24 protein-coding genes and 1 pseudogene are annotated in these 25,938 nt (G+C 68.3%); 9 read left to right on the plus strand and 16 right to left on the minus strand.

The features are described from left to right. Nucleotides 1-19: 19 nt before the first annotated feature. Both ACGFY5_RS42905 and ACGFY5_RS42910 read right to left on the minus strand, forming a co-directional pair. Nucleotides 20-1,495: pseudogene (locus ACGFY5_RS42905) on the minus strand (DUF6745 domain-containing protein); the annotation flags it as partial. 10 nt (nt 1,496-1,505) lie between these two features. Then, the gene (locus ACGFY5_RS42910; RefSeq protein WP_392730549.1) at nt 1,506-2,318 is read right to left on the minus strand and encodes a hypothetical protein; all 813 of its coding nucleotides are present in this window, start codon (nt 2,316-2,318) and stop codon (nt 1,506-1,508) included. 174 nt (nt 2,319-2,492) lie between these two features. Here ACGFY5_RS42910 and ACGFY5_RS42915 point away from each other — a divergent pair, with 174 nt between their 5' ends. Then, on the plus strand, nt 2,493-3,143 hold the full coding sequence (locus ACGFY5_RS42915; RefSeq protein WP_392730551.1) for a response regulator: 651 nt from the start codon (nt 2,493-2,495) through the stop codon (nt 3,141-3,143). A gap of 161 nt (nt 3,144-3,304) precedes the next feature. On the opposite strand, the gene ACGFY5_RS42920 is transcribed toward ACGFY5_RS42915, so the two are convergent. Further along, the gene (locus tag ACGFY5_RS42920; RefSeq protein ID WP_392730554.1) at nt 3,305-4,096 is read right to left on the minus strand and encodes a CPBP family intramembrane glutamic endopeptidase; all 792 of its coding nucleotides are present in this window, start codon (nt 4,094-4,096) and stop codon (nt 3,305-3,307) included. Between the two features lie 299 nt (nt 4,097-4,395). On the opposite strand from ACGFY5_RS42920, the gene ACGFY5_RS42925 reads away from it, so the two are divergent. Beyond that, nucleotides 4,396-5,043, plus strand: a complete 648-nt coding sequence (locus ACGFY5_RS42925; RefSeq protein WP_392730556.1) for a tyrosine-type recombinase/integrase — start codon at nt 4,396-4,398, stop codon at nt 5,041-5,043. 213 nt (nt 5,044-5,256) lie between these two features. Here ACGFY5_RS42925 and ACGFY5_RS42930 read toward each other — a convergent pair whose 3' ends face one another. Then, nucleotides 5,257-5,823: a TetR/AcrR family transcriptional regulator gene (locus ACGFY5_RS42930; protein WP_392730706.1), complete on the minus strand. Its 567-nt coding sequence runs from the start codon at nt 5,821-5,823 to the stop codon at nt 5,257-5,259. A gap of 178 nt (nt 5,824-6,001) precedes the next feature. On the opposite strand from ACGFY5_RS42930, the gene ACGFY5_RS42935 reads away from it, so the two are divergent. Then, the gene (locus ACGFY5_RS42935; RefSeq protein WP_392730558.1) at nt 6,002-7,339 is read left to right on the plus strand and encodes an FAD-binding oxidoreductase; all 1,338 of its coding nucleotides are present in this window, start codon (nt 6,002-6,004) and stop codon (nt 7,337-7,339) included. Nucleotides 7,340-7,486: 147 nt separating this feature from the next. After that, nucleotides 7,487-7,849, plus strand: a complete 363-nt coding sequence (locus ACGFY5_RS42940; protein ID WP_392730560.1) for a DUF4267 domain-containing protein — start codon at nt 7,487-7,489, stop codon at nt 7,847-7,849. 242 nt (nt 7,850-8,091) lie between these two features. Here the strand turns inward: ACGFY5_RS42940 and ACGFY5_RS42945 are convergent, their stop codons facing one another. The 4 genes from ACGFY5_RS42945 to ACGFY5_RS42960 form a co-directional block, all read right to left on the minus strand. Next, nucleotides 8,092-8,940 carry an alpha/beta fold hydrolase gene (locus ACGFY5_RS42945; RefSeq protein ID WP_392730563.1) on the minus strand — a complete coding sequence of 283 codons (849 nt, stop codon included), beginning with the start codon at nt 8,938-8,940 and terminating at the stop codon, nt 8,092-8,094. Nucleotides 8,941-8,945: 5 nt separating this feature from the next. Further along, nucleotides 8,946-9,602, minus strand: coding sequence for an NAD(P)-dependent oxidoreductase (locus ACGFY5_RS42950; protein ID WP_392730566.1), 657 nt, complete (start codon nt 9,600-9,602; stop codon nt 8,946-8,948). After that, nucleotides 9,599-10,387 (minus strand): inositol monophosphatase family protein, encoded by a 789-nt coding sequence (locus ACGFY5_RS42955; protein WP_392730569.1) that lies wholly within the window; start codon nt 10,385-10,387, stop codon nt 9,599-9,601. The genes ACGFY5_RS42950 and ACGFY5_RS42955 overlap by 4 nt, the downstream gene beginning before the upstream one ends. 545 nt (nt 10,388-10,932) lie before the next feature. Beyond that, nucleotides 10,933-12,111 (minus strand): alpha/beta hydrolase family protein, encoded by a 1,179-nt coding sequence (locus ACGFY5_RS42960; RefSeq protein ID WP_392730571.1) that lies wholly within the window; start codon nt 12,109-12,111, stop codon nt 10,933-10,935. Nucleotides 12,112-12,366: 255 nt separating this feature from the next. On the opposite strand from ACGFY5_RS42960, the gene ACGFY5_RS42965 reads away from it, so the two are divergent. Next, complete coding sequence (locus ACGFY5_RS42965) at nt 12,367-12,987, plus strand: TetR family transcriptional regulator (RefSeq protein WP_392730574.1); 621 nt, start codon at nt 12,367-12,369, stop codon at nt 12,985-12,987. Nucleotides 12,988-13,035: 48 nt separating this feature from the next. On the opposite strand, the gene ACGFY5_RS42970 is transcribed toward ACGFY5_RS42965, so the two are convergent. Continuing rightward, nucleotides 13,036-13,890, minus strand: coding sequence for an SDR family NAD(P)-dependent oxidoreductase (locus tag ACGFY5_RS42970; RefSeq protein ID WP_392730576.1), 855 nt, complete (start codon nt 13,888-13,890; stop codon nt 13,036-13,038). Between the two features lie 88 nt (nt 13,891-13,978). Here ACGFY5_RS42970 and ACGFY5_RS42975 point away from each other — a divergent pair, with 88 nt between their 5' ends. Continuing rightward, nucleotides 13,979-14,566 (plus strand): TetR family transcriptional regulator, encoded by a 588-nt coding sequence (locus tag ACGFY5_RS42975; RefSeq protein ID WP_392730579.1) that lies wholly within the window; start codon nt 13,979-13,981, stop codon nt 14,564-14,566. Between the two features lie 1,879 nt (nt 14,567-16,445). On the opposite strand, the gene ACGFY5_RS42980 is transcribed toward ACGFY5_RS42975, so the two are convergent. The 7 genes from ACGFY5_RS42980 to ACGFY5_RS43010 all read right to left on the minus strand — a co-directional run bounded on the left by ACGFY5_RS42980 (nt 16,446) and on the right by ACGFY5_RS43010 (nt 22,601). After that, nucleotides 16,446-16,793, minus strand: coding sequence for a hypothetical protein (locus ACGFY5_RS42980; protein ID WP_392730581.1), 348 nt, complete (start codon nt 16,791-16,793; stop codon nt 16,446-16,448). A gap of 62 nt (nt 16,794-16,855) precedes the next feature. Then, on the minus strand, nt 16,856-17,419 hold the full coding sequence (locus ACGFY5_RS42985) for a TetR/AcrR family transcriptional regulator (protein WP_392730584.1): 564 nt from the start codon (nt 17,417-17,419) through the stop codon (nt 16,856-16,858). Nucleotides 17,420-17,437: 18 nt separating this feature from the next. Next, complete coding sequence (locus ACGFY5_RS42990; RefSeq protein ID WP_392730587.1) at nt 17,438-18,790, minus strand: MFS transporter; 1,353 nt, start codon at nt 18,788-18,790, stop codon at nt 17,438-17,440. Nucleotides 18,791-18,797: 7 nt separating this feature from the next. Beyond that, complete coding sequence (locus tag ACGFY5_RS42995) at nt 18,798-20,141, minus strand: carotenoid oxygenase family protein (RefSeq protein ID WP_392730590.1); 1,344 nt, start codon at nt 20,139-20,141, stop codon at nt 18,798-18,800. A 41-nt stretch (nt 20,142-20,182) separates the two neighbouring features. Next, nucleotides 20,183-20,839, minus strand: coding sequence for a CPBP family intramembrane glutamic endopeptidase (locus ACGFY5_RS43000; RefSeq protein WP_392730593.1), 657 nt, complete (start codon nt 20,837-20,839; stop codon nt 20,183-20,185). Further along, nucleotides 20,782-21,153, minus strand: coding sequence for a hypothetical protein (locus ACGFY5_RS43005; RefSeq protein WP_392730596.1), 372 nt, complete (start codon nt 21,151-21,153; stop codon nt 20,782-20,784). The genes ACGFY5_RS43000 and ACGFY5_RS43005 overlap by 58 nt, the downstream gene beginning before the upstream one ends. A 521-nt stretch (nt 21,154-21,674) precedes the next feature. Beyond that, nucleotides 21,675-22,601, minus strand: coding sequence for a LysR family transcriptional regulator (locus ACGFY5_RS43010; protein ID WP_392730598.1), 927 nt, complete (start codon nt 22,599-22,601; stop codon nt 21,675-21,677). Nucleotides 22,602-22,688: 87 nt separating this feature from the next. On the opposite strand from ACGFY5_RS43010, the gene ACGFY5_RS43015 reads away from it, so the two are divergent. Genes ACGFY5_RS43015 through ACGFY5_RS43025 form a run of 3 tightly spaced genes read left to right on the plus strand, consistent with a single transcriptional unit; the run spans nt 22,689 to nt 25,935 of the window. Continuing rightward, nucleotides 22,689-23,642, plus strand: a complete 954-nt coding sequence (locus ACGFY5_RS43015) for an amidohydrolase family protein (RefSeq protein WP_392730601.1) — start codon at nt 22,689-22,691, stop codon at nt 23,640-23,642. An 8-nt stretch (nt 23,643-23,650) separates the two neighbouring features. Next, on the plus strand, nt 23,651-24,409 hold the full coding sequence (locus tag ACGFY5_RS43020) for an SDR family NAD(P)-dependent oxidoreductase (protein ID WP_392730604.1): 759 nt from the start codon (nt 23,651-23,653) through the stop codon (nt 24,407-24,409). Nucleotides 24,410-24,456: 47 nt separating this feature from the next. Beyond that, the gene (locus tag ACGFY5_RS43025) at nt 24,457-25,935 is read left to right on the plus strand and encodes an aldehyde dehydrogenase family protein (protein ID WP_392730607.1); all 1,479 of its coding nucleotides are present in this window, start codon (nt 24,457-24,459) and stop codon (nt 25,933-25,935) included. Nucleotides 25,936-25,938 lie beyond the last annotated feature (3 nt).

Genomic DNA, 25,938 nt, shown 5'->3' on the forward strand with positions numbered 1-25,938 from the left:
CGAGCTGCCGGTACACCTCGACCGGGCAGTCGTACTGCCACGCCGCGGCTTCCACCGGATCGGAGAAGAACGCCGGGGCCAGCTCGGCGTAGCGCAGGGGCTTGCCGTCGCGGTCCGGGCTGCCGTTGGTCATCACCAGCACCCGCACGTTGCCCAGCCGCCGGAAGTAGTCCTCGTACAGGACCAGCTCGTGCGGCGGGTTGCCGGGATCCGGGGCGGTGGCGACCACGGTCAGCCCGGCGCGTTCGATGTAGGTCATCCAGCCCATGTGCTCGATGGCTGCCCGCCGGATCTCACTGTTGGTCTCCTCGTGGATGATGCGCACGTGCCAGCCGGGTGAGATCAGCTCCGCGGGCACACGCAGCCCGTGCCAGGCGTGCAGTTCGGTGCCGTCCAGCCATCGCGCGGCCGGCCCATCGGCTCGGTGCAGCCGGTAGGCACCGTCTGGACCGGGCTCGACGTGCAGCTCCACGGGATTGTCGCTGACGACGACGAAGTCCGGGTGCGGCCACCTGTCGTACTGCGCCGCCTCCGCGAACGCGTGGAGCACGGCGCGCCGCTCGGCGCCCAGTCGTGCGCGGCCGTGCTGGATCAGCCAGAGCAGCGAGGCGATGCGCCCGGTCTCCTGTGCGCTGGCCACGCCGGGGATCGCGTCGAGGCTCGGTGGTGGGTGCCGCCGGAAGTGCCGCGCCGTCGCGCCTGCGGCTGCCAGCGTTTCCTGGACCAGGGACATCGCCGTCGTGCCCGCCGTGTCATCGTGGGCCGAACGCGCGAGGGAATTGAGGTGCCGGACGGCGGCGCGGATCGGTTCGCCGACCAGTTCCCGCGCCAGCTGCGCGTCCTGCTGGCGCAGCCGGCTCTTCTCGGCGTCGAGGATCGCCCCGGCGATCCGGGAGGACATGCCCGTCAGCTCGGCCGCAGCGTCGGCCGCCTCGGCGCGTCGCTGCTCGGTGACCTCAGCCCGCAGGATGCCGACGCTTTCCCGCAGCCCGGCCAGCGCGCCGATCACCGCGCAGCCCGATGCACCGAGCACCGTCATGTTCACGAGCGCGCCGTAGTCCTCCTCGGCGGCCAGCACCCAGAGCAACCACAGCGGCGCGCTGACGATAAGCCCCGCGATCAGGCCGGCGACGGCGCACAACGACACGAAGGCTGCCCCGTCCCGTGAACGGCGGACGGCGCGGATCAGCCACCGCAGCGCTGTCGCGCCGAGGAGTGCCGGCCATGGCTGGACCGATGCGACAGCGAGATCGCGGCGTCGCCGCCACTCCTCTGCGAGCACGACTGCGGCGACCCGGCCAACTATCGGATTGGGAGCCCACATGATCGTGTCGGGCATCGGGGACCCGGTAGCGGCGTAGCACCGGGCGATCGCCGCCCGCATGCTCGCGCGCCGGTCGTCGTCCAGCAGCGGGGGATCAAGCCGGTCGTGCAGCCGTTGCGCGACGTACGCCCGCGCGGTGCCGGCGATCGCGTCGAGACGCGGGTCAGCCATCGTCGCCGTCCTACCAGGTCAGGGTGAGGATCCCGAGGACACCGGAGGCGATGAGGCCCAGCCCGGGTGGCATGAGGCGACGTCCCCGGCGGCGGTAGCGGGTCGCGTCTGCTATGAGTGCGTCGAGAACGTCGGCGCGGGTCATGCCCCGACGGATCTCCGTGAGCCCGCCGGACGGGCTGAGGTCGAGCACTGTGCAGGGGATCTGGGCGCCGGTGGGCTGGCCGCAGAGGGTCAGGCAAGGCGCGCTGCATGGCCGGCGGGTCTCCGCGCGGTGATCGCGGCCCCAGTTCACCGGACTCCAGGTGTCGCTGAGGCCGCCGTCGTCCCCCCATCGCCCGCGGCCGACGAGGAACAGTGGAGTGTCGGCGGGTGCGGTCCACTCGTCGTATCCGTGCCGGTCGATGGGGTAGTGCCCTACGGATGAGTCGTCGTTTCCGAGTTCGGAGAAGTTGCGAGTGAGGAGTCTTCGGGCGGATCGCCGGCTGAGATAGGCCGTGCCAGTGGCGTCGTGCACCGGCAGGTAGTCGTGCCCGAGGACGACCTCGTGGTGGATCTCCCATCCGCCCTCGTCGGTGGACTGGGTGTGCTGCACGCGCAGGCTGACGAACCAGCCGCACTCGTCTCCCGTTCGCGGCGCGTACAGCGTCTTGATACCGGTCCTGACCTCCACCGCCACCGTTGTGCCGGGTTTCAGCCCGGTGAGGTGCCCTAGTCCCTGGACCGGCGGCTGATGCAGCCGTGAGCGGCGGCGGTCGGCCCGGGACGCGGCCACTAGCGTCAGTACTGCGACGAGCGTCCAGAGCGCGCCGAGACCTGCCACGCATCGCATCACGATCAGCGCGGAGTGCATCACCGATTGTGCGCGGAGCGAACCAGCCGAGCAGCCGAAGCAGTGGGCTCCGGGACATGTCACGACTCGCTCCGGAGAAGGCGGTAGGTTCGGAATTCGGCCGAAGGTGGGGTGGCCGAGGCAGCTGAGGACTGGGAGCGATCGATGATCAGGGTGTATCTCCTCGACGATCACGAGGTCGTTCGTCGCGGCCTGATCGCGCTGCTGGAGTCCAGCGGCGACATCGAGGTGGTCGGGGAATCCGGGTCGGCTCCCGAGGCGGCTCGCCGCATCCCGGCCCTGCGGCCGGACGTCGCCGTGCTCGACGCCCGCCTGCCCGACGGCAACGGCATCGACGTCTGCCGGGACGTCCGCTCGGCCGACCCGTCGATCAAGGCGCTGATCCTGACGTCCTATCAGGACGACGAGGCGTTGTTCAGCGCGATCATGGCCGGCGCGGCGGGCTACGTGCTCAAACAGATCCGTGGCACCGACCTGGTCGACGCGATCCGCCGGGTCGCGGCCGGGCAGAGCCTGCTCGACCCGGCAGTCACCCAGCAGGTACTCACCCGGATCCGGGAGGGTAACGACCACACACCGCCTGAGCTGGCGACGTTGACCGGGCAGGAACGGCGCATCCTCGAGTTGATCGCCCAGGGCATGACCAACCGGCAGATCGGCGAAGAGATGTTCCTCGCCGAGAAGACCGTCAAGAACTACGTGTCCCACCTGCTCAGCAAACTCGGGCTGCAACGACGCACCCAGGCCGCGATCCTGGCGACGAAGCTGTTGGGCCCAGCGGCCTCGGACAGTTGAGCCACCCGTGAGCAACCGGCCCATCAACGGAACGTTCGACCCTCGTCCGCGGCGCGTCACCGGTGGATGCTGACGGCGTCACCGCAGCCGGGAGGGACCCGATGGCGACCGCAGGCACGTCTCGCTAGGCGGCCGAGGACCTGTCGGCCTCTGCCGAATCCTCAAGCCCGGGTGTAACGGTAACGGGCCAGGGTCGCAGGCCCCCAGAGAAACGTCACGACGAAAGCGCTCACCACGAGGACCGGTCCGGTGACGGCCGGATCGTAGTGCGAACCGTTGGCCGGGAACACCGCGGTGGAGACGTTGATCATGGCGTGGAAGAGGCAGGCGACGGCGACGCTGGATCCGGTGGTGTTGTACAGCCACACGATGAGGAGGCGCAGCGCGACGGTCGCCACGCACTGCCACCCGATCCACGCCGCAGAGCGGCCCGCTTGAAGGTACGGCACGACGTGCCACACCGCCCACACCGCTCCGACGAGGAGCGCCGTAACCAGCGCAGAGAATCGCTGTTGGAGCGCGTCGGTGGCGTACGCGGTCCACCCCGCTTCCTCGCAGGCCGCCGCGACCAAGAATGCCGCGACCAGCACCGGCAGCAGCCGCAGATCCACGGTTGCGGCGGGCGCCGCGGTTCCCTTCCAGCGCATCAGCGCGTACGACAGCACCAGGACGCCCGGCATGAGCAGCAGCGCGGGCACGTACCACCACGGTGTGCGGCCGGGGCGAGCGGCGACCGTGCGTCGCAGGAGCGTACGCATTGCTCCCCGCTGATGGCCGCTGCGCAGTACGAAGACGGCGGCGAGGAGCGGGCAGACGAACATCAGCGCGCTGACCGGAAGCCGGAGCGGCAGGCACTCGGAAACCGTGTCGGCAAGGACACCGAGCGCCCAGAACGGCGTCGACCAGACGAAGACGGAGGCGAAGAACAGCCAGATCCGCGCGGTCGGCATCATGCGCGAAGTGTCCGTCCTCGCCATGGACCCTCAGGTTACCGGCGGGTCCCACGGCGGGACCAAGTGCTCTACTCCCACGGGCGCGTGAGCCGAACACTGGAGGTGCTCGGACCCGCTGATCCGCGATTGGGAAGAGGGGCTCATGTCCGCCGGATCGTCTGACCGTCCTCTCGACCACGCCGGGCTGCTGGTGCTCGATGCGGCGGAGTGCCGCCGCTATCTGCGCTGCGAACAGGTCGGCCGGATCGGATTCGTCCGGGCGGGGACTGTGGAGATCTTGCCGGTCAACGCTCAACGCGATGCTCACCGCGCTGGACCACTTCTACGACCACCTCGGCCTGGGCCACGCCGTCGCCCGCCGCGAAGACCTCCCCGCCGCTGCGCCCCGCGCGCTCGACGAGGCCGAGCAGCGCCGGTTCCTCCGCCAGGCCGAGAAGCTGGACTCCGCACGGGACAAGGCCATCGCCTACCTGCTGTTCTACACCGGCATCCGCGTGGCCGAGCTGACCGCGCTCGACGAGGACGACGTGCCGATCAGCGCCCGCAAGGGCAAGGTGATCGTCCGCTCCGGCAAGGGCGACCGGTTCCGCGAGGTGCCGCTGCATGGCGAGCCCCGGCCGATCGTGCAGGCATGGCGGGCCGACCGCGCCGACTGGCCCGGCGCTGGCGAGACGACCGCGCTGTTCCTCAACCGCTACGGCAACCGGCTGTCGGACCGCAGCGTCGATGAGCGGATCGCCCAGCTCGGCACGGACGCCGGCATCGAGGGCCTCACCCCACACGTCCTGCGGCACACCTTCGGCACCCGGCTGCTCCGCGGCGGCGCCGACGTCGTGCTGGTCGCCGAATTGATGGGCCACGCCCGGCTCGGCACCACCCGCCGCTATACCCTGCCCACCGCCGCCGACCGCGAACAGGCCATCGAGCTGCTACTCGTCGACCGCTGAAGACGCCGGTCGCCGTTTGCCTGTGGTGACAGCGCTCTTACCGACGGCCCAACTGGTGCGCAATCTCCGGTCGACCACGCATCCCGGGCAAGGGTGACGTCGTTCGGCGTCCCCACCCGTGGGCGGCGATCGCGCCGATGTGTGAGAGTGCGTCGGCCGGTCCGATGCGGCTGCTCGCCTCGTGGGCGGTTGACGTCGGGTGCTGACTGCTGTTCAACGTTCTGGGGCCGGAGGCAGGGTGCGACCGTTCCCGGGTTTGATGCCGCACATGACGTTCGTGACGAGCCTTCCGGCGAAGGCATCGTCCAGGGGCTGCCACCCGGTGAGGAGTCTGTACATGCAGGCCCCCCACAATTGATCGGACACGACTTCGAGATCGATGTCGACGCGAATCTGCCTTCTTTCCTGGGCGGCGCGGAGAGCGCGGATGCCGATCGACCGTCGTGGCTCCAGGTAGATGCGGCGGAAGGCAGCGGCCATCTCGGGGTCGGTCTGGGCCGCGCCGAGCAGCTCGGCGGTGACCTTGCCTGCGGCCGTATCCCGCAGCAGGCCCACGAAGGTCTTCAAGTGCGCCAGGACGTCGGCTTCGATGTCGCCGGTATCCGGCATGCTCAGAATGTGGTTGACGCTCGCGGAGTAGGCCTCCAGCGCCAGGACACCTTTCGTGGCCCACCACTTGTAGAGCGTCACTTTGCTGGCACCGGAAAGCGCGGCCACGCCCTCCATTGTGAACCCCGCCATGCCCTCGCGCTGCAGCAGTTCGTCGGCTGCGGCCAGAATCCGTGCGCGGACCTGCTGGGACGGCCGTCGGCCCCGGCCCGGCCGAAGTGTGACCTCGGGAGGTTGCGCAACCACAGGCGCAGCTTACAAGGCGGGCGCGCGATGGACGATCAGACCGGAGCGAGTTACTGTACGGACCGTTCATATACACGATGTCCGAAAGCAGAGGTGTAGGACCGTGACTGATTTCGGGGCCGCGCTGTTGCCAGGCCGGGTCTTCGCGCCCGGTTCGGAGCCGTACGAGCGCGCAACGACGCCCCGTAATGCGCGTTCGGTGCAGCGCCCGCTAGCCGTGGTGCGAGCTCAGAACCCGGGCGATGTCACCGTCTGCGTGCGGGCCGCGGCCGCCGCCGGCCTGAAGATCGCGGTGCAGGCCACCGGCCATGGTGCGGCCGCCGACATCCCGCCGGACCACGTGCTGCTCGATCTCTCCGCGCTCGACGCCGTCGAGGTCGACCCTCAGGCTCGGGTGGTCCGCGCCGGGCCGGGTGCCACGTTCGCGAAGATCAACGCCGCCGCGTTCCGGCACGGCTTGCTCGCGCCAGGTGGTACCGCAGGCGACGTCGGCGTGGCTGGCTACACAGCGCTTGGCGGCATCGGCTGGATGCTGCGTCCCCACGGGATGGCCAGCGCGTCCCTGCTCTCCGTCGACGTGATCGACGCCACCGGTCGCCGCCTCCACACCGATGACACCCACGACGCCGAGGTGTTGTGGGCTTGGCGCGGAGGAGGCGGCGTCGGCATCGCGACCCGACTCGAGCTCCGCCTGTTTCCCGCGAATGACCTCCAGGCCGGCCTGATGCTCTGGAGCGCGGGTCACGCCGAGGCGATCATCCCGGCCTGGGGCCGCGCGCTTCCCAACCTCGACCCTTCTCTGACCAGCGCACTCGGAATCTTGAAAGCCCCGGACGCTCCGTTCATTCCGGAGGATCTGCGGGGAAAGCCCGTCGTGCACCTGTCCGCCGCCACCGTCGGGGGCGAGGCCGCCATGCAGACGCTGCGCCGGGCGCTGGGAGCGCTACCGGATCCCTCGCTCGATACGCTGGGTGCCTGCGACGACAAGCGACTGGCGACCATCCACCTCGACCCACCCGTCCCGGTTCCCGCCCTGGGGACCGGACGATGGCTCCGCGCCGAGGCCGGCGCGCATGCGCTCGCTCTACTTGCCGCGGCGGACATCTCGCCTCACTCGCCGCTGGCAAAGGTGGAGCTGCGCCACGTGAGTGCTCCCGCGTCGGCCGTCTCCGGAGCGCTGACGTCCTGCCCGGGGGACCTGGTAGTGCAAGCCGTCGGTCCCGCCAACGACGACGCGGCCGCCACCGCGGTCGGTGCGGCGCTCTCGCGAGTGCTCACCGCCACCCGAACCGTAGACGCCGGCCAGAGCGCGGCCTCGTTCTGCGACGGCCAGGTCCGGGTTCGGGAGGCCTATCCGATCGCCGTCGCAGCTCGTCTCGACACCGTCCGGCGAGCACTTGACCCCGACGGACTGATCTCGGCTTCTCGCCACCTGCGATAGCGAGCTATCCCCTTGCAGTCGCGGAACCCGCGACTGCCTCGACGAGGGTGGCCATCCCCGCGTCTGCCGCCCGGAGCACCTGCGTCCGCTTCGGGAGGGGCCGGAGCGAGGAGGGTGAAATCAACAGATCTAGCGAACGGAACTGCCATGCACCTCGCCGCGCTCATCGTGGCCGTCCTCGGCTGCGCCAGCATCGTCGTCGTCGGCACCCGCTTCCTCCTTACACCACAGCGGGCGACGCACGACTTCGGTGTCGCCGCAGATGACGTCCGCGCCCTGACCGCCATCAAGGGCGTCCGAGACATCACCTCCGGAGCGGTCCCGCTCGTGGTCTGGGCGGCCACCGGTCCGGCCGCTCTCGGCTGGGCGCTGATCGCCGCGGCCCTCACTCCCACGGCGGACGCGGTGATCGTGCTGACGCGTGGCGGGAAGCCCTCCACCGCATTCGGCATCCACGGCCTGACGGCGGCGGTGCTCATCGCGACCGGCCTGGTCCTGGCCCTGTGGTGAGCAACGCGGCCAGCGGATGAACCGCACCGCCCAGTGGTGGGCGATCCAACGACCGATCGACGCGCCCTCTCGGCCGACTCTCCACCGCCCCAGGCGGGGCAGCGCAGTCGCGCTGCCCCGCCTGGGGCACCTCGAACGGCACCCTGACCGCGCTCTCGGACCTGGCTCCGGAACACCCTGCGGCCGGAGCTACGGTGCGAGGTGCTTCCGGCCGTCGACCCCTTCGACGGAGTAGCGGATGGTCAGGATGTCTCCGTGAGGAACGCGAGCAGAGCGTCGTTGACCTCGTCGGCATGCGTCCAGAGCAGGCCGTGGGGCGCGCCGTCGATCTCGACGTAGCGTGCGTCCGGGACGAGTTCGGCGAAGCGGCGTGCCGTTGCCTCGATCGGCAGGATCCGGTCGCCGCTGCCGTGCAGGATCAGCGTCGGCAGGCCGGCTGCCTTGACTGCGTCGACGTCGCCACGGAAGTCTTCGAGCCACGACGGCACGACCGCATAGGCCGCCACCGGGGCGCTGCGGATCGCGGTGTTCCAGCTCGCGCGCAGTGCTTCCTCGGAGATCCGCTTACCGAGGGTCTCGTCGAGGTTGTAGAAGTTGGCATAGAACGCGCTGAACCAGGCGTAGCGATCGTCGCGCGCTTGCTGGGCGATGCCGTCGAAGACCTTCTGCGGGACACCCTCCGGGTTGTCGTCGGTACGCAGCAGGAAGGGCTCCAGCGAGGCCAGGAACGCCAGCTTCGACACCCGCTCCGTACCGTACCGGGAGACATAGCGGGCCACCTCGCCGGTACCCATCGAGAAGCCAGCCAGTACCGCATTGTGCAGGTCGAGGTGGGTCAGCAGGGTGTCGAGGTCCGCAGCGAAGGTGTCGTAGTCGTAGCCGCCCGCGACCTTGGACGACTCACCGAAACCACGCCGGTCGTAGGTGATGACCCGGTAGCCGGTCTCGAGCAGAGCGCGCCGCTGCTTCTCCCAGCTGTCACCGTCGAGCGGGTAACCGTGGATGAGCACGACCGGCTGGCCGCTGCCCTGGTCCTCGTAGTGCAGAACGACGTCGGTGGAGTTCTGACGGTCGACAGAAATGGTGGCCATGGTTCCTATTCCTCGTCACTACTGGGGTTTACGGTTTGGCGGTAGCGCGCCATGATGGTGACCGTCTGACCTGGAAGCCGCCTGCGGACAGCTTCGTCCACCATCGCCTCGGCGACCGTCGCCCGGCTCACTCCGCGTGGAAACAGCCGCCTCGGGGCTTGCGCCAAAGGCAGAGTGGCCCAGGCGGGAGAGGCTGGACCGCTGTTCATCGGGCCCAGGTGGAAGAGCGTCGCTCCTGCGGTGAGGACCATCGAGTCGGCTTCCACTTTGTCGGGTAGCTCGTTTTTCATGATCAAGCCGATCATGGTGCGGGTGAGCACTCCGGCGAAGGCGGCCGACGGGCCGGTTCCCAACGCTCCGAGCCAGACGATGTGTTCGACCCCGGAGGCGACGGCGGCTCGGGCGCCGGCGGTCAGGGTGCCGGGACCGGCACCGTTCGACGAGCCCAGCCCGGACAGCAGGACGTCATGTCCCGCCGCCGCGCGAGCGACCGTCTCTGGGTCGAGCACGTCCGCGGCGACCGTCGTGAGACCGGCCCGAGGAGGGACCCGGTCGGGGCGACGTGCCAGCGCCGTGACCGATAAGCCGCGGGCAAGCGCAGCGGTGACCATCAGTGCGCCGGTCGCGCCGGTGGCGCCGAGGATCGCGATGCGGACCGTCATCGAAGTGCACTCCGCAGTACCTCGAGCGCGGCGCTGTGCACGCCGGGCGCGGCGGCCACATAACCGGTGCTGGTGATCTCCCACGGCTTGCCGTCGAAGTCGGTCACCTCGCCGCCGGCCTCGCGCACGAGCAGAACCGGGCCGATGTGCGAGCGTACGTTCTCCAACTGCCAGTGCACGTCCATCCGGCCGCAGGCGACCTGGGCGAGCTGGTGTCCCACGGGCACCGAGGAGCGGACGTAGAGGGCGGTCTGCATCATCGCGGCGATCGACGCGCCAGCGCCTCGCGCCGTCGCGGGGGAGTGGCTGGGCCGCGCTTGGCCGGTGCCGGTCAGGGCCACGGCGAGGTCGGTTTTCCCGGATACCGTGATGCGCTCGCCGTTGCAGAACGCGCCACCGCCGGCCCTGGCAGTGAACATTTCGTCGGAGAGCGGCGCGTAGAGCACCACGAGTTCGGGGCGACCGTCCCGGACCAGCGTGGCACCGATGTTCCAGTCCGTCATACCGTGGACATGGTTGAGATTGCCGCCGACCGGGTCGACCACCCAGTGGTCACCGGCGGGCATCGGCCCGGTGGCGTGCTCATCGGTCTCCCAGCCGGAGCCGTGCACCGACGCGAGCAACTCGGGCCGCAGTAGCTCGGCCACGGTGGCGTCGTTGCGCCGAAGGGTGGCGAACAGCTCGTCGGACGTGGTGATCCGGCTGGCGGGAGAATAGTCGCGCAGGAGGCGAGCGCCGGCCTCCCGGACGAGCGCAGTCGTGGTGGTGAGCAAATAGTCGGTCATGACCTCATACCTTTGGTTCAGCGATCGCGGCTTCGGCCTCGATCACGTGGTAGACCCGCCGTAGGGGGTAGGGCGCTCTGATGGTTGGGGTCGGCCGTCACGTGCTGTGACGGAGTTTCTGCGACGGACCACTGCGGGCGGTGTCCAGCCTGCGGAGACGTAGGAGGTGGAAAAAGAGCTCAGTGTCCGCCGTACGTTGGGCTCCTCCTGTCATCGCCCGCCGGCCCGGCCGACTTGGCGAGGTCGTCGGGCGTAGTGTCCTGTCTCCACTCATCTCCCCGCTTTCGCGCACGAGCGTGGCTCCGTCTCTATTGAGTTGGTAACGCCACATCCGTCGTCTGAGAAGCGCTCGTCGCCGCACCGTGCCTTGATGCGGTTGGCGCTGCTCTGCGACGCGGACCGCCGTCCCGGGAGTATTTTTCATCGCGATTCCACGGACGTCTTCGCCCCACTGCGGTAGTTGTCGCTACCCCCGAGGAGGTGCGACAGCTCGCGCTCCCCCGAGGGAGGTACTCGGTGCCTGCGTGGGGTCCGGCTGGCGTCGCTCAGCGTGGCGCCGGCCTGACGGGCGGTGCGGCAAGGCCGAACACCTCGTCGAGCCAATCGAACTCGATTTGGGCTTTGAGGCTGGGGTTGTTAAGGCCGCAGTGGGCTTCCCCGCCCTCCTCCGCGGTGATGAGCCGGTCCATCTTCGGAGAGGTCAGCTTCTCGTAAAACGCCTGAGCGCGGGCGCGCATACCCGCGCCCTCACCGCTGCTGCCGATATTAAGGTAGGGGCAGGTGATTCGATCCTCGAGTCCTTCGACGGTGAACAGCCCGGTGTAATCGAGCCACTCGGCCAGCGGGCGTCCGGCGTAGCCGTGCGACACCTGGATTCCTCCGCTGAGCCAGCGCACCACGCTGTTGTTTCCCAGCGTCGATTCCAGATCGCGCGGATAGGGCTCGCTCGGGTCGAGGCCGAGCGCCTCCAGCCATCCGGCCCGGGCGTCGGGCACCGAGGTGAACGCGATCGCGGCCTTGATCCGCTGGTCGAACGCGGCGGCGCGGGGAACGGCGTAACCGCCGTAGCTGTGCCCGATGATCGCGAGCCGGTCGGGATCGACGTCAGGCCGCGCCAACGCATAGTCGATGACACGTCCGATCGGCACTTCGACATCGAATCGGAAGAACAGTTCCGGATCGTGGGTCAGAGCACCGGGCTGGCCGGGGAAGTCGAAAATGAGGGCGTTGTAACCCCGGGCGACCGCGGCCGCGCCGTCTCCCCAGTAGTACAGCTCCTCGCCGCTGGTGTCCCCACCCCCCATGATCAGCAGCGTCGGCCGCCGCCGCTCGCCGCTGGCGCTGGGCGTGAGGAAGTAGCCCGGCAGGGTGCGGCCGTCCTCGTAGGGAATCTCCAAGATCTCGATCGGCGGATCGAATAACTTGGCGGCCTCACGGAAGCAGTCTCGCTGCACCAGGCGGCGCCGTCGGTTTTCCGGGTCGAGGGGGGTGCCGAAGAACGCCGACGCGTGCCAGTAGGAGGACGCTCGCTGAAACGCCGCGCGAGCGCTGACCGGGTGTCCCTTCTGCAGGCTGCTGCGGGCGATCGCCTCGACCCGTGACGCCGTCAACTCCCAGGCCTTGGCCCAGCTCTCGAAGTCTCCGTCCTCGATCCTCTTGACGGTCTCGAAAATTTCGCCCGACTCGGCACCGCCGTGTCCGATGTAGCCGAAGACCTTGGCCACCTGGGCATCAAAGATCGATCGGAAAATGCCCGGTAGTCCTGCCGATGCGGCCCAATACGCTAGCCGCTCGTGTGTGTTCGTACTCTCCGCGTTCACTGTCCCACCTCTTGCTGGCGTCGTCTGTCCGAGGAAGTGTTACTAGTATTTTTTGTTACTAGTAACAGATTATCGGTGTCGAGTAGTCGCGTCAAACGAGGGGGTCCCGCCGTGGGAAGATGCAGCTCCACCCGCGAGAGCCATCAGGAGGAGAGCTCCGTGCCCGCTTCCGGCGGATCGCCCACGCAGGGACTGCGCGAGCGCAAGAAGGCCCGGATGCGCGCCGAGATCCAAGCGGCCGCTCTGCGCCTCTTCCGAAGCCAGGGGTACGACGTCACGACGGTGGATCAGATCGCCGAGGCTGCCGAGATCTCGCGGATGACCTTTTTCCGGTACTTCCCCGGCAAGGCCGACGTGGTGATCGACGACGTGTTCGACGCCGCGTTCGCCGACACGTATCGCCTCCAACCGTCTGACCTGTCACCCGTCCAGGCCATGCGATCCGCGCTGAGAGCCACTCTCCATGCCGCCGCACCCGCCGAGCAGGACCGCATCCACGACCGCGACCTGTTGCTGCACACCGTTCCGGAACTGCGCGCCGCCCTGCAGCAGCGCACGGTCGGCAAGCTCGAACTGCTCACTGACCTCGTCGGCGAACGACTACGCCGTTCTTCAACCGACGTCGAGGTCCTCACCGTGGCCGGGGCCATTATCGGCGTCGGTCAGGCGGCGTGGATCGGTGCGGAAAACGGTTCGCCCGAGGGCTTTCTGCAGCGTTACAGGGTGCTCTTCGACGCTGCGCTAGCCCGGCTCGACGCAGGGCTCATCAGTACTTCCTGACTCAACGGCTGGGGAGCTGCTGCTGCGGTGCGCCTTGTCGGGGCCTGTTCACGCCGGGAAGCGTCCGGCGAGCAGCTCTTCGGAGCGTTCCCATAATCCGCGGGCAAGGTCGTCGTCGAAGGCCTGCGCATTGCGTGGCTTCGTGGGTTTGCGCCGGAAGTAGTAGTCGCCGGACCGCCAGTCCGTTCCCGAAGTGCCCTCGGCGAGCCACACCAGCTGGTCGGCGCCCTGCTCGGGCGTGGAGAGCAGAACGCGCCGCCCGATCGGATTGCTCCCCAGAACTCGAATGAACCGGATGATCGCGCTCGTGGTGTCCGAGCCGAAGTTCGTCGCGACGTTGCCGGGGTAGAAGGAGGCCGTCGAGATGCCGCTCGCGTGATAGCGCCGATGCAGTTCGTTCGTGAACAGGATGTTCTCCAGCTTGGCCGCGCCGTAGGCGTGCACGGCGTCGAAGTGTTCGTCGTTGTCGAGGTCCCGCAGATCGACTTTTCCCGCGAAGCGCACGGTGCTCGAGGTCTGGAGCACGGTGGCCTGGGACGCGATGAGCCTGTCGAGTAGCAGGCGGGTGAGCAGGAACGGCGCGAGATGGTTGATCTGGAACGTCTTCTCGAAGCCATCGACGGTCTTCGTCGGGTCACCGAACACGCCACCGGCATTGTTGGCGAGCACGTCGATGCGCGGATACGCGGCGGTGAGGTCGGCCGCGAGCCGCGCGACGTCGCCGAGGCAGGTGAAGTCGGCGACATGACCGTCGACGCCCAGCTCGGCGGCGACCGCGTGGGTCTTCTCCGGTGACCGGCCGACCACGACCACGGTGTGACCATCCCGGTGTAACCGACGGGCGGCGGCGGCGCCGATGCCGTCGCTCGCCCCGGTGATTACGATCGTTTTCTGCTGTTTCATGACACGCTCCAGCCTTAGAGCCAAGTGTGGAACTGAGTCTCTTAATTGAGACAGGGTTTCATATGTGGAGTGTAGTACCGTCTGAAGGATGAGGTCGACGGGCGGGGCGCGATCGCGGGCAAGGGCAGCGGTGCGGGTCCAGGTGGCCCACCTCGCTGCGGATCTAGTCCTCGAGCGCGGCTACGAGGAAACAACAGTGGACGACATCTGCGCGGCCGCGGAGATCTCGCGCAGCACCTTCTTCCGGTACTTCCCTTCGAAAGATGACGCTCTGTTCGGCGAGACAGCCGATGCCGGCGAACGACTACTGGAAGCGCTGCTCGCTCGCCCCCCTGAGGAGGGGCCATGGGTGGCGATGCGCCGAGCCCTCGACCCGATCATCGCGCGGTACGAGGCCAACGATGAGCGCACCCGACGTCTCGCGCGCCTGATGGTAAATACGCCTGCGCTGGCCGCTCACCACCGGGAGAAGAACGGGCGCTGGCACCAGTTGCTCCGGCCCGAGATCGCACGTCGTCTCGGAGCCGACCCCGCTGAAGCCTCGGATCCTCGAGTCGACGCGGTGATCGGGGCGGCGCGAGGCTGCGTCGAAGCGGCACTCGCAGCCTGGACCGCGAGCGATGAACCGCAGAACCTGCCCGAAATTCTGGACCGCGCCATGGACGCCATCCGCTGATCTGCGGGTTCATGCCGTGGAAGTCCACCGGCGTGAACCCGCGGACGCCCCGACAGCAGGCCACGGTCCGAACGCATCCGGGCGGCGCCGATGGCGCCGTAGGCGATGCGCCCGGCCTGCGGGGAAACCCATCCGCCGAGAGGGCGAACAAGCGGGGAAGGTGCCGACCCTTCTCCGGATGTCAGAGGTCGGCCGGGCGCCCCGCGGAGAGACACGTGCATGCTGGCAGCACCGCTCCACCGGTCTCTCTCAAGAGTTCATCTGGGAGCTCTCGTGACTTCCGGCGCCGCGACGGCATTGGCCCCCGGAGTGCGATATGTCGAGCGCCGACGCGCTGTCAACGACGTCGCCCAGTCGCTACCACGTCTAAGCGGGAGCCCTTGCGGAGAGTTATCGATATCGTGTCAGCGAACCCACCGGGCCGGGTGACGACGTCGAAGTGTCGGTCGTCGTCGAGGCGCGCGTCGAGGTCAGCTCCGTCTGTGGGAATTCTGAGTTCTATCGGCTCTGTCGTTCGATACCGCGCCCGACCTGGCGGCTGGGATGGCGAAGAGTGTTCCGGTCTGGGTACGCAGGGCCGCCGCTGAGGCCAGAGGGACCGTGTGCGGTGGGTGGCGATAGCCGGGACTGCGCCGAAGATGGGGAAAGGTAACAATAACTCCGCGAGGTGAGCCGCGGATCGGCGCCGCAGCGGTGATGCCCAGGAGCGTGAAGACCTTGGGTCTCTATCCATCCAAGTGTGAGGCCGACGGAATCCTCCTCGGCGCGCCTGAAGCCCGGTAACCGCGTCGATCCCATGGGATCCATCGGTTCCTGTGCTGCGCGTGTCCATTGCTGGGGTAATACGTCCGTGGATCGCCGAAGAGGCTGCGGTGTCGTCGACTCGGTGGGAACGCCAGGTGGGTGTTGGGCGCATTTCCGCCATGCGCTTAGCCGGATTCTCGGCCTCCCCGATCAGGCGCCGAACGCCCGTTCGATGCCACTGGATGCCGCCGATCAGGGCCACTTTGACGTTCGTTAGGTCGAGCTCGGCAGGTGGCATCGAGTGCCAGATCAGCGACTTATCGCGCTTCATCAACAATCTCCGGGACCGCCTGGATTCTTCACTGGACGAGACCAAGCTCGCTCGAAGCCATTTTCGGGCGACGGTCAGCGTCGAATATCTGCCGGCTACCCTCACCCTCCTGCATGAAACGGCGGACGTGGCCGACCGGTTGCCGGCCGAGACTCTCGCCCTGGTCGTCTTCACCACCTGCATCATCGCTGCTCCGCGACGGGAGGAGATCACCGGAGGCATCGAACGCGACCTGGCCGTCAACTATCTGAACCGCCTGGTCATGGTCCGGACGATTGGCGGCAGGCTCGGAGCTGCACGATCCGGCTCGAGTTGGAAGGCTCGCATGTTCCTCGTTGGTTGCCCCGGCCACGGTGCGCCCGGCGCGCCCGATGACCTCATCGCCGAGAAGTCGTACCGGAGCATATCCGTGCACATGAACACCGTCGCTGCCAACGAGGCGCTGGTCCTCGACACGGCTCGGCCTACCCGAACCTGGACGTCTTCGGTCTCGAACCCGGCCTGGTGCGGACCGGTAGCCGCAGCAGTCTCATCGGCCGGACACTCTGCGCTACCGGCTCCTGGGAGGTGCCCTCGCACCGTTCGGCACCAGCACCAGCATTTACGCCAGACGTCTCACGCCGCTGCTGATGTCCGCGGACATCGAGGGTCGCATCGGTGCCATGTTCAACCGCAATGGCGCCCCCGATCCTGCCCTCCCTCGGGCTGGATCGGGGACGGGTCGCTGCCTTCGTCGCCGCCTCGGAGGCCTTGGCCGCGCGCGCCGGCGTCGCTGTTCGCTGAGGTCGTGGCCGGTCTGACTTGCTACCGAAGGATCGTCTCGACCAATTCCAGCAGCCACTCGCGTGATCGGGGTAGCGGCCAGTTCAACTCGTCGGTCAGTGTGAAGTACGCCGAGTTGCCGAGGAAGAACAACAGCACGTCGGCTGCCTGGTCGGCGTCGATGCCCTCCCGCAACGCGTCCATCTCCGCCAACCGGCGGGCCGCGCGGTTCAGACCGTTGCGCAAGCTCGCCCGTGCCGTGTCCAGTGCCTCCTGGACGGCCGGCTCCTGCGGCGCGGCGGCCACGACCTGGCGCATGAGGCCGGACCACTGTTCGAACTTCGCCCCGGTGCTGTCCACGACGAGACCGGTGAGGCCGCTGTCCTGCACGGTGGAGCAGCGCAGCTAGTCACCGATTGCAGGGGTGCGCCGCCTTTGCGCGGGGCAGGGTGTCAGTGGCGGATGTTGTGCGCGAGGGCGTGAGCCCACGGTTCGGTGTCGTCGGCGATACCGACGGAGACTACGAGGTGGCAGAGCATGCCGCGGGCGAAGAACAGCTGCACGGCCTCGTCGTCGGCCTGTGACCAGGCCTGGACGTCGCTGACCAGCGCCTGGTACGCGGCGCGGACTACCAGTTGAAGGGCCGGCTCGGCGGCTGCGGCGGCTTGGGCGTGGAGCTGGACGCGCAGTAGCCGGCTGTCGGTGATTAGCTCTGCGTAGGTGCGCGCCATGGCGTCGAGCAGATCCTGCGGTGTGGCCGTCGAGTCAGTGCGGCGTTCCTCGGCAGCGGCGCCGAGCGCTTCGCGGATGAGCCGGAAGGCTTCCTCGATCGCGGCGGTGAACAGTTGCTCGCGGTTGCCGAAGAGCCGGTACACGTAGGGCTCGGAGATGCCGGCCTGGCGTGCGACCGCTTGCACGCTGGCGCCGTGGTAGCCGCGGTCGGCCAGGACGGACACCGCCGCGTCGAGGGCGTCCCCTCGACGGGCGGCGGCGGTGGATCGGGTGGTGGGCGGCATCCCACTTACCGTAGTCATCTATCGCGCGGGTGGCCGCTGGACCAGGGCGCCCAGCCCGGCGGCGATGACGCTGAGCACGCCGGCGGTGACGAATGCGTGTCCGTAGCCGCTGGCCGGTCCGCTGACGGCGATCAGGAGCGCGAGCCCGAGCGCACCGCCGACCTGCCGGGTCGCGTTGATCAGGCCGCTGGCCACGCCCGTCTCGGCTGCCGGCACCCCGGCGGTGGAGAGGGTCGTGAGCCCGACGAACGCCGTGCCGAGCCCGGCGCCGATCAGCAGCGTCGGAGCGATGACATCCGGCAGCGCCGCGGCGTGTTGCGGAGTGCGGGCGAGCCAGAACAGTCCCGCGGCGAGCAGGAGCAAACCCCCGATCAGCGGGGTGCGGTGGCCGAGCCGGGCGGCCAGCCAGGGCGCGCCCGCTGACCCGGTCATGACCATCAGCGCCAGTGGCAGCTGGCTGACGCCGGCGGCCAGCGGCGAGTAGTGCAGCACCTGCTGCTGATACAGCGGCAGGAAGTAGAACAGCCCGATCCAGATCGCGCCGAGTACCAGCATCGACGCGTTCGCCCCGGCGACCGTGCGGATGCCGAGAACACGCGGCGGCACGAGGGGGTCGGTGGCGGTGCGCTGCCGGGCGACGAAGGCGCCCAGCAACAGGAGACCGGCGATCAGCGGGAGCACTGTGCCCCCTCCGGTCCGCAGCGTGGTGAGTGAGTAGGTGAGCGAGAGCAGACCCGCGGTGAGGGTGATCGTGCCGATCACGTCCAGACGCCGGCCGGGTTTGGGCCGGTCTGCCGCCACCATCAGCAGCGCGCCGACGAGAACCACGATCGCCAGGGGAGCGCTGGCGAGAAAGATCGACCGCCACCCCCACCACTGGGTGAGGACACCGCCCAGCAGCACGCCCGCCGCACCGCCGGCGCCCGAGACCGCACCCCACACCCCGAGCGCCACACCCCGGCCACGCCCGGGCGGGAACGCCCCGAGCGTGAGAGCTAGGGCGGCCGGGGCGATGAGGGCGGCGGCCAGACCCTGCACGGCGCGTGCGCTGATCAGCACGGCGGCGTTCGGGGCCAGCCCGGCGGCCACGACCGCCGCGGTGAACACCCCGACACCGGTGAGGAAGATCCGCCGCCGCCCGGCCAGGTCGGCGATCCGTCCGCCCGGCAACAACAGCGCGCCGAACGCCAGGACGTAGGCGTTCACCACCCAGGACAGAGCTGTGCCGGACAGTCCGATGCCGTCGCGCACGGCTGGGAGCGCGATGTTGACGATCGAGGTGCTCAGTACGACCAGGAACTGGGCCGTGGACAGGATCGCCAGCACGGCCCAGGCCCGCGCAGGCACTCGCGTTCCGACTGGAGTGGTCATCGGCCGCTCACCCCAGCCGGGCGTCGGGGATCCAGGAGCCGTGGATACCGCTGGGCACCCGCCGGGGCAGGGTCACCGCGGCGGTCAGGGACAGATCCCGGGCGTGGAGAACGAGCAGTTCGGAGGCGTCGGCCCGCAGATCGCTGACGATCGTGAGGAGATAGCCGTCGTCCTCGCTCCGGGCGTTCTCCGCCGGTACGAAGACGGCTTCGCCGGGCTGGCGTCCCGGGCCGGACGGGCTCACGATCCGCTCGCCGGTGGACGTGTCGAGTTTGACCAGCGCGTACTCGTGCAGACCGGCGCCGGGGAACGCGGCGTGATAGCTGAACGCGCTGGGCCGGCCGAGCACCGTGGGGTTGATGGTGGGAAAATCGGTGGACAGGTAATCCAGCTCCGTCCGGGAGGCAGTCCGGTGGACGGGGTCGAGCACCCAGCGAGTCGCGGTCGCCCCGGTGACCGGGACGTCCGGGCAGCCCGGAAGACCGGCCCACCACTTCCAGGAGGTCTCCCAGCCCGCGCGGTCGTAGCGGGGACCTTCCAGCACCACCGTCCCGTCGGGACCGTCGTAGGCGTTGGTGGTGTGCAGCACCGCGGACGCCTCGACATCGATCCAGGTGACGTCGGTATGCCCGTCGCGATCCATGACACCGATACGGGCCGGGTAATCGTCGTGCCACCGGTAGGGGATGCCCGACTGCTCGGCCGGGTCGAAGACCACCGGCAGGTCCAGCCAGATCACTTTGGTCTCGGTGATCGCGAAGTCGTGCATGAGGCTCGGGCCCGCACCGTCGACCATTTCGGCGCGCACCAGGTCGCCTTTCGCGTCCGCGACGAGGTAGGTGAGATACGGCGGGACCGGCGAGTAGCTGAAGAAGTACAGCGCACCCGTGACCGGGTCTTCCTTCGGGTGCGCGGTCATCGCCGACGTCAGCTTGCCGGCGAAATCGAACGCGCCCACAGTCTCCAGCTCGGGCGTGACCTCGAACGGCAGGTTGGCCTCCTGTAAGGCCAGCAGTCGGCCGCCGTGCTCGATGACATGGGTACCGGCCACGCTGGCGGTGAGGTCGAGCGATCCGTCCTCGCGCATCAGTGGTGCGCCGTCGAGCGCGGGAGTGCGGACCCAGCGATTGCGGTACCAGCGCGCGCGGCCGCCGGCCAGCTCGACGCCGTGCAGCATCCCGCTGCCTTTGAACCAGTGCGTCGGGGTGATCCCGGGCTTCGGGTTGTGTCCGTTGCGCAGGTACCGGCCGTGCAGCTCCGGCGGCAGGGCGCCGCGTACCGGCAAATCGAACGCGGTGATCTCGTCGGGGACTGGGGTGTAGTGGTCGCTGACGTAAGGCTTGGTAACCATGCTTCCACCGTAGCATGTGATTGTGAGGTCACACTCACAACTTAGTCTTGTGGTGGGCTCTGCGGTGTGTGTCGCGAGGTGGCAGCAGCAAAGGTCACCGCGTGTAGGCGTTGTCGGTGTCCGGCTTTCCCGTCTGCGCGGGGTGCTCTTCGGTCTGCACCCACAGGCCGAGTTGGCCGCAGGTGGCGACGATCAGGACGATCCCGGCGACGATGCCGGCCACCAGGTTCACGATCAGCGTGTCGGAGGCCTGGGTGAGCGTGGTTGAACACGGTCGGCCACACGAGGGAGTAGGTGGTGTTGATCGCGGCGTGAAAGACCATGACGATCGGCAGGCTCTGCCCGGTGCGGTTGAAGATCCAGGTCATCACCAGGCTGAGCGGCACGCAGCTGACGACGAACAGGGCCGGGTCGGTCCAGGTGATGTCCGGGTAGCCGCCCCATTCGGTGAGAAACAGCGGCAGGTGCCAGCAGCCCCAGAGCACGCCGAGGATGCTCGTGCCGAGCACCGGGCCGAACTGCTGCTGCAGGCGGGGCAGGGCGAAGTCACGCCAGCCGGGCTCCTCGGCGGTCGCGGTGGTAAGGAATTGAATGACGAGCATCGGCAGGAACGCGGCCAGCACCGTGAGGCTGGGAACGGTCAGGCCGTCGAGAGCTCCAGGGACCACGAATCCCGTAAGCAGGATCGTCGCCGGCACCAGGATGACGATCGCGAGGTACCAAGCCCAGCCGACCCGCCACCGCACCAGGCGCTTGGCCCACTGCGCAGACCGGCCCGGCCCTCGGTGAGCGCGGTGACGACGAACGCCGCGGTCAGCGGACCCAGGTAGGCGCCGGGAAGCATTCCGACCAGTTGACCGGCTGGGCCCGTCGGGAGGTGGAAGTCCGGCTCGACGCCAAGGCCGGTATTGCCGAAGACGTACGGCGTCCACGCCACCCAGCTCAGCCCGAAGGCGAGAGTGAAGAAGCTCAAGACCGGGAAGCGGCGAACGAGCCCGCGCACGCTCTCCATGGGTCCCTCCGAAACAGGACTGTGGCTTGATCGCAGAAGACATTCGCTCGGATGCCCGCAGCCGTGCAAGTGCGATCATCCGTGCCGTGGACTCGGGCGCAGTGACACGTGGCCCGTCTACTGAGCCTCTCGATCCGACACCCACTCGGCCCATCAACGGCTGGCCGGGCCCGACGCCGCGGCCAGGCCGGTAGATGCATACACGTGTACACCGAGGCCAACGGACTTTCCGCACCCCGAATCTCGCTAGCGCTGCGCGGACGTTGGTCGAGCCGATTCACCAGAAGAGGCGAGCCGCCAGCATTAGTTGTCAACCCGGGATGAAAGCCGAGCCGAGGCGCCTGTGTTTGCGACGACGAACTAGCTCAGCGAGAGCGCGAGCCCCGGCGCACCTGCAAAGCAGACGGATTACATAGCGACGCCGATCGTTCGTTCGCACTATGCTGAACTGCTGCATCATCCGCGGGCCAAACTGGGCGTCTGGGCGAGCGCCGCGACAGAGGTCAGGCATTGCGGTGGCCTTACGGCATGGCGTTTGGGGTATCCGATAGTGCGGCGCCCGCGATGGCGACCAACGAACGGACCCATTGATGGACTGGATCGCCGGTGACTCTGGGATGCCAGACCATCGGATAGTTGATGCCGGCGATCTGGGGTGGCGCTTCGGCGATCCGCAGCTCCTCACCGGCATAGCGCCATGCGAGTCGGCGCGGTAGCACGGCGATCAGGGTCGTGCCCTTGGCTGCTGTAGCCGCGGTGCTGAAGAACGGCACCGTGATTCCGGCCTGCGGACGGATGCCGGCCTGCTCGAGCTGGCGGGTGACCAGCCGCTGTTGAGTGTTCATGCCGCCGACCGTCACGAGCGGATAGGAAGCCAGATCCCCGATGCTCAATCGAGCCGCCGTGATGGGGTGCGTACGGGAGAGCGCACAGACGAAGTCCTCGAAGAACAGCTCCTGCTTGTTGAGGTGGTCCGGTGCATCGATCGGAGTGAGGACCAGATCGACGCGGCCTTGGTCGAGGTCGGCGAACGTCGAGGGGAGGACCGGCGTCACGACGAGTGACATGTGTGGTGCCTCGCGAACGAAGCGGGGGAACAACTCGTCGCCGATCACGGTGGCCGCGTAGTCCGACCCGGCGATGCGGACCGTGTCGGTGGCAGTCGACGGATCGAACGAGCTGCCCCGAATCAGCATGCGCAGCCGCGGCATGAGAACAGCGAGTTCGTCCTGGACGGCGCGAGCCCGCGGAGTGAGCTCGTACCCGCCCTGGGTCCGCACCAGAAGCTCGTCACCGAAAGTCTCGCGGAGCCTTGCGAGCGTGCGGCTCATGGCCGATTGGGTGAGGTGCATCCGAGCCGCCGCGCGGGACACATGGCGCTCCTCGAGCAGCACTGCCAGGGCCTTGAGCAGGTTGAGGTCCACGTTCTCCATATGTACCGCACGCATAGTTGATGTTACGAACATGCGTTTGACTCCTGCAAGTCAGTGACCGGAAACTCTCGACATTCGGTCGTTACCTGCAGGAGGAGTTCTATGAAGGTGGTCGCCCTTGAGGAGCACATGTTCCCTCGTGAGGTCCTCGTGTCTGCCGGTCTCGATCTCGGCTCGCGCGCCTCGCGTCGTGCCGCCGAACTCGACGAGGTCGGCGAGGGGCGCCTCGCCGTGATGGACGAAGCAGGCATCGACGTTCAGGTGCTCTCCACGCTCGGCAACATCGTCCAGGAATTCGAGCCGGAAAGGGCGAGCTCGGTCAGCCGTGAGCTCAACGACCGGATGGCCGTCGTCGTCACGAAGCATCCGGACCGCTTCAGGGGCTTCGCGACGATGCCGATGACCGCTCCGGAGGTGGCGGCCGACGAGTTGCGCCGGGGGGTCGAGGAGTTGGGGTTTGTCGGCGCGATGATCCACGGACAGACCCAGGGAGTGTTCCTCGACGACCCGAGCGTTCAGCCCATTCTTGCCACCGCCGAGCGTCTCGGTGTTCCGATCTATCTCCACCCCGGGCTGCCGCCCGCCGCTGTGCACGACGCGTACTACGCGGGGTTCGGCCCCGAGATCTCCGCAGGCCTGGCGGGAGCGGGATGGGGCTGGCATTCCGAATGTGCGCTGCACGTCCTGCGGATGGTCGTCGCCGGCGTTTTCGAGCGGTTTCCCGAACTCCAGCTGATCGTCGGGCACATGGGCGAGGGCCTTCCGTTCCACCTGGACCGCATCGAGACCATGCTGACGCCGTTGGTGGGTCATCACGACCGCACAGTCGGCGAGACGTTGCGAAACAACCTCCACCTCACGACGTCGGGTTACAACACCGCTACCCCGCTGCTGTGCGCGCTGCTGGCATTCGGGGCCGACCGCATCCTGTTCTCCGTCGACCATCCGTTCGCCGACAGCGTCGCGGCGGCCACTTTCTTGCGTCACGCGCCGATCAGTGGGGCCGATCGCGAGAAGCTCGCCTACCGCAACGCCGAGTCCCTGCTTTTCGGCTGAGCGCATCGATGATGCAACTCGACAGTCGACACGTCATCGTCACCGGCGCGGCCCAGGGAATCGGCGCTGCGATCGCCCAGCGACTGGCCGAGCGCGGCGCGCATGTCCATACCGGCGACATCCAGGCCGCCGAGCGAACCATCGCGGCCATCGAGGCGGCTGGGGGCTCGGCGTCGTGCGGCTACTGCGACATCGCCTCGGCGGAGTCGATCGATAGCTTCGTCGCAGGGGCCCTTGCCGAGCGCGGCGACATCCACGGGCTGGTGAGCAACGCTGCGCTGTTCTCCACTCTGAGACCGAAGCCTTTCGGGGAGATCACGGCTGACGAGTTCGACCGAGTGCTCCAGGTCAACGTCCGGGGAACCTTCGAGATGATCAAAGCCGTCGTCCCGAGCATGCGCGAGCGTGGGTACGGAAAGATCGTCACCGTCGGCTCGAGTTCAGTCCTCAAGGGGGCCGCGCTCCTCGCCCAATACGTCTCCTCCAAAGGCGCCGTCCACGCCCTCACCAGGGCGCTGTCCCGCGAGCTGGGTCCCGACGGTATCCGCATCAACTGTCTGGCTCCCGGACTGACTCTCAGCGACGGTGTCCGCGACGCCGGCTACCTCTCGGGTGAGCGCATCTCGGCCGACGCTGCCACGCGCTCGCTGGCCCGCGAGCAGACGCCCCATGACCTCGCCGGAGCGGCCGCGTTCCTGCTGTCTGCGGACAGCGACTTCATGACCGGGCAGCTCGCCGTCGTCTACGGCGGCTCGATGCTCAACTGACCGGCTCCGCTCGTTCTTGACTACTCCTGCCCTACGAGGAGCTTTCCATGACGCAAGCCGCAACTCGGACCTTCGATGTGCCGACCACCCATTTCATTGGCGGTCAATGGGCCGAGGCAACCCGGACCTTCCCCGACCACAACCCCTACGACGGCGAGGTGGTCTTCGAGATCGCGGCCGGTGGGCGTACCGAGGCGGAACAGGCCGTCGCCGCCGCTGCGGCCGCGTTCCCCGGATGGGCGGCGATGCCTCCGGGTGAGCGTCAGCGTCTGTTCCTTCGGGCGGCAGAGATCATCGAGGCACGTCGCGGGGAGACGGTCGGGATCCTCGCCGTCGAGACCGGGTGCAGTGCGACATTCGGGCACTTCCAGGTGTCGTGGTCGTCCAGCCTCATGCGGCAGTCCGCCAACTGGGGCTATCTCCCGCAGGGTGACGTGCTGCGCAGCGACGTCCCCGGTCGGTTCGCGATGGCCGTTCGCAAGCCGCTCGGTGTGGTCGCCGGGTTCACGCCGTGGAACGGTGCGTTCAACCTCGCGTGGCGCACGTTCGCTCTTCCGTTGGCCTTCGGCAACACCGTCGTGGTGAAGCCGTCGGAAGAGGCCCCGGTCTCGGCCGGTCTGTTGCAGGCCGCGATCCTCGAGGAAGCCGGCTTCCCCGCGGGCACGCTCAACGTGGTCACTCATGCGCCGGGCGAGGCCGCGGCCATCGCGGACGTGTTCTTCGAGAGCCGTGCCGTGCGGTGCATCAACTTCACTGGCTCTGACAAGACGGGCCGGATGCTCGCCGAGCGGGCCGGACGTGCGCTGAAGCCGATCGTCCTTGAGCTCGGTGGCTACAACCCGCTGCTCGTCCTCGACGACGCCAACCTCGACAACGCCGTCGACGCGGCGACCTTCGGCGCGTTCATCCATCAGGGCCAGGTCTGCATGTGTACCCGCAAGGTCTACGTCGAGCGGGCCGTTCATGACACGTTCGTCGAGAAATTCGCCGCGAAGACGCGCAGCCTCCCCGCCGGCGACCCGCGGAACCCGGCGACCCTCATCGGTCCTCTGATCAACGAGCGCGCTCTGAGCCAGATCGAGGAACGAGTGCGCGGAGCGATCGCCGACGGCGCCACCGTCGTCACCGGCGGCAGCCGAGAAGGCAACGTGTACGCGCCGACCATCCTCACTGATGTCCCGCCGGAGGCTCCGGTCGCCAACGGCTGCGAGGAGACGTTCGGACCCGTCGTCGTCGTCGAAGTGGTCGACAGCGCCGAGGAAGCACTCGCGAAGGCGCAGGACACCCCTTACGGGCTGAGCGCGGCGATCATGACCGGTGATCAGCAGCGCGGCCTAGACCTGGCGCAGCGCTTCGATGCCGGAATCGTGCACGTGAACAGCGCGACCATGGCGGGCGAGCCTTCCTTGCCCAATGGTGGAGTCAAGGACAGCGGGTGGGGCCGCTCGGGGCACTACGCCATCGAGGACTTCACCGAGATCCGCCTCACGACCCTGACCAGCGACGCTGGTCATTACCCGTTCTGAGCC

This window comes from Cryptosporangium sp. NPDC048952 (genome assembly GCF_043197895.1).
In the GTDB taxonomy this organism is placed as follows: domain Bacteria; phylum Actinomycetota; class Actinomycetes; order Mycobacteriales; family Cryptosporangiaceae; genus Cryptosporangium.

What these genes read in the sequence shown, in the direction of transcription:
- ACGFY5_RS43015 (WP_392730601.1), top strand. Translation starts at nt 22,689, where the DNA reads ATGAAGGTGGTCGCCCTTGAGGAGCACATGTTCCCTCGTGAGGTCCTC.
- ACGFY5_RS42955 (WP_392730569.1), bottom strand. Translation starts at nt 10,387, where the DNA reads ATGACCGACTATTTGCTCACCACCACGACTGCGCTCGTCCGGGAGGCC.
- ACGFY5_RS42920 (WP_392730554.1), bottom strand. Translation starts at nt 4,096, where the DNA reads ATGATGCCGACCGCGCGGATCTGGCTGTTCTTCGCCTCCGTCTTCGTC.
- ACGFY5_RS42945 (WP_392730563.1), bottom strand. Translation starts at nt 8,940, where the DNA reads ATGGCCACCATTTCTGTCGACCGTCAGAACTCCACCGACGTCGTTCTG.
- ACGFY5_RS42970 (WP_392730576.1), bottom strand. Translation starts at nt 13,890, where the DNA reads ATGAAACAGCAGAAAACGATCGTAATCACCGGGGCGAGCGACGGCATC.
- ACGFY5_RS42985 (WP_392730584.1), bottom strand. Translation starts at nt 17,419, where the DNA reads ATGCCGCCCACCACCCGATCCACCGCCGCCGCCCGTCGAGGGGACGCC.
- ACGFY5_RS42915 (WP_392730551.1), top strand. Translation starts at nt 2,493, where the DNA reads ATGATCAGGGTGTATCTCCTCGACGATCACGAGGTCGTTCGTCGCGGC.
- ACGFY5_RS43010 (WP_392730598.1), bottom strand. Translation starts at nt 22,601, where the DNA reads ATGCGTGCGGTACATATGGAGAACGTGGACCTCAACCTGCTCAAGGCC.
- ACGFY5_RS42990 (WP_392730587.1), bottom strand. Translation starts at nt 18,790, where the DNA reads ATGACCACTCCAGTCGGAACGCGAGTGCCTGCGCGGGCCTGGGCCGTG.
- ACGFY5_RS42940 (WP_392730560.1), top strand. Translation starts at nt 7,487, where the DNA reads ATGCACCTCGCCGCGCTCATCGTGGCCGTCCTCGGCTGCGCCAGCATC.
- ACGFY5_RS43005 (WP_392730596.1), bottom strand. Translation starts at nt 21,153, where the DNA reads ATGGAGAGCGTGCGCGGGCTCGTTCGCCGCTTCCCGGTCTTGAGCTTC.
- ACGFY5_RS43020 (WP_392730604.1), top strand. Translation starts at nt 23,651, where the DNA reads ATGATGCAACTCGACAGTCGACACGTCATCGTCACCGGCGCGGCCCAG.
- ACGFY5_RS42950 (WP_392730566.1), bottom strand. Translation starts at nt 9,602, where the DNA reads ATGACGGTCCGCATCGCGATCCTCGGCGCCACCGGCGCGACCGGCGCA.
- ACGFY5_RS42925 (WP_392730556.1), top strand. Translation starts at nt 4,396, where the DNA reads ATGCTCACCGCGCTGGACCACTTCTACGACCACCTCGGCCTGGGCCAC.
- ACGFY5_RS42975 (WP_392730579.1), top strand. Translation starts at nt 13,979, where the DNA reads ATGAGGTCGACGGGCGGGGCGCGATCGCGGGCAAGGGCAGCGGTGCGG.
- ACGFY5_RS42995 (WP_392730590.1), bottom strand. Translation starts at nt 20,141, where the DNA reads ATGGTTACCAAGCCTTACGTCAGCGACCACTACACCCCAGTCCCCGAC.
- ACGFY5_RS43025 (WP_392730607.1), top strand. Translation starts at nt 24,457, where the DNA reads ATGACGCAAGCCGCAACTCGGACCTTCGATGTGCCGACCACCCATTTC.